Origin of the sequence: Shewanella sp. SG41-4 (assembly GCF_014164505.1) — a bacterium.
Classification (GTDB): Bacteria; Pseudomonadota; Gammaproteobacteria; order Enterobacterales; family Shewanellaceae; genus Shewanella.
The window spans coordinates 1-1916 of record NZ_JACJFI010000499.1 but is presented as its reverse complement, the minus strand read 5'-3'; the positions used below and the strand labels follow the sequence as shown (position 1 = coordinate 1916).

General features: G+C 39.6%; 1 protein-coding gene. It reads left to right on the top strand.

What is annotated here, in order from left to right; genetic code table 11:
* Window positions 1–141: 141 nt before the first annotated feature.
* Window positions 142–1916, top strand: a 1775-nt coding sequence (locus H5202_RS21580; protein WP_182773854.1) for a ligand-binding sensor domain-containing protein, incomplete at its 3' end; no start/stop codon positions are given.

Below are 1916 nucleotides of genomic sequence, written 5' to 3'. Positions count from 1 at the left end.
AGGTATCTGATGGTGTTGTTTTTTCAGAGATGGATATGCTCGCTGTTATGCTTACTTTTATCAGTTGCTTTCACTTCAGCACCAAATGCGAAACAGTTTCAGATAGATAGGCTCAATATCGCAGACGGTTTACCTTCAACCATGATCACGTCGATTTATCAGCAAAAAAATGGTTTCTTGTGGTTTGCGACCGGTGCAGGGGTGAGCCGTTATGATGTCCAAGAGTTTATAAATTTTCAGTTTTCACCGGGTTCCAAAAGACATATATCGAATAACTTTGTTACAGATATTATCGAAGACACCCAAGGCAATATCTGGTTTGCAACCGAAGACGGTCTTAATCAACTCACCGTCGATGATGTAGTTAACATCTACCCCACCTCACAACAGCCTTTCGCACAAAATACTAATTGGATAATGCGCTTATACTTGGATTCAAAACGTCAGCTATGGATAGGTACTGGCAGTGGGTTACAATATAAAACAGAGCATGGAACCGATTTTATCTCGGTGCCATTATATTTAAACCAACAAGATACCCCTGTACAAACATCTATTTACAGCATAGTAGAAGATACACAACACCGTTTTTGGGTAGGAACAGACTATGGTCTCGCATTATTAGAACCCAACAGTACAACAATGCGGTTATATCAATCAGATAAAGCACAAGCAATATCCACAGCAGACTCATCCGTTACTACGGCAGATTTATTTAGTGATTACATTCTGGCTAGCCAAATAGACAATCATGGCCAACTTTGGTTTGGCAGCCAACATTTTGGCTTAATTAAATTTATGCCCAACAACAACACATTCCAACATTTTTTTAGTACTAATCAACCAAAGCTTGGACAAATCCCCAGTAACTACATCACCAGCATTGCCATTGAAGATGAACAAAATATCTGGATTGGCACCAGTAAAGGTGCGGCAAATTTAACAGTAACATCTGAACATTTTGATTGGCTAACCGCACAAACGTTTAATCCACAATCATTACCGACCGATGATGTTGCGGATGTATTTATCGATCATTCAGGACTGGTTTGGTTTGCTACCGATCAAGGCGCAGCCTATTTCACGCCTTTAAAGCAATCTAGTCGCCTGTATAAGCCACTCGCCAGCCAATCAGAGTTATCTGGCAGCAATGTCTACGCAATAGAAATAACGCAATCAGGTGATGCTTGGGTAGCAACAAATAAGGGTATTGATAAGATAAACATCAATAAAAAAACCGTTGAATTAGGCCCCTTAAAAGATAAAACCTCTCAATCATTAATAAACAATATATGGAATGTAAAAACGGATAAGGATAATAACCTGTGGTTTTCTGACGCTGAAGGCATGAGTTTTTATGATCAACGTTCTGACACTCTTAAGTACTTTAGTAATGCAGCAAATAATCCCTATGGATTTCCTAATACTGATTTTTATACTGTTGACCCAGATCAAGAAGGTAATGTGTGGATCACTGGGTATTTAGACGCTGGCGTAATGTTATTTAACCAGCAAAAAGGGATGATAAAACATTATTTTAACGACGCAAACAACCTTTATACTTCGGGTGGAAACTTTACCTTCGACACCTTAATTGGTAACCAAGGCGAGTTATGGTTAGCCACCACCAATGGTATTTTTATTATTGATCCTAAAACAGACGAAACCTCACACTTGAGCTTGGGCTCCGAGAGGGAGAACATTCGTATAGGGGGTATTTTTAAAGATGAACAAGGCGTTATATGGGCAGCAACCCAAGGACTAGGGTTAGCCAAAATAGTCCCTAAGGCTGATGCCCCTCAGGGATTTAGCATTGAATACATTACACGTAAACAGGGCCTACCGGATAACCGTTTAAAAGCAATCATCGGCGATAATCAAGGTAATTTATGGCTAACGAGTCAACATACGTTAAT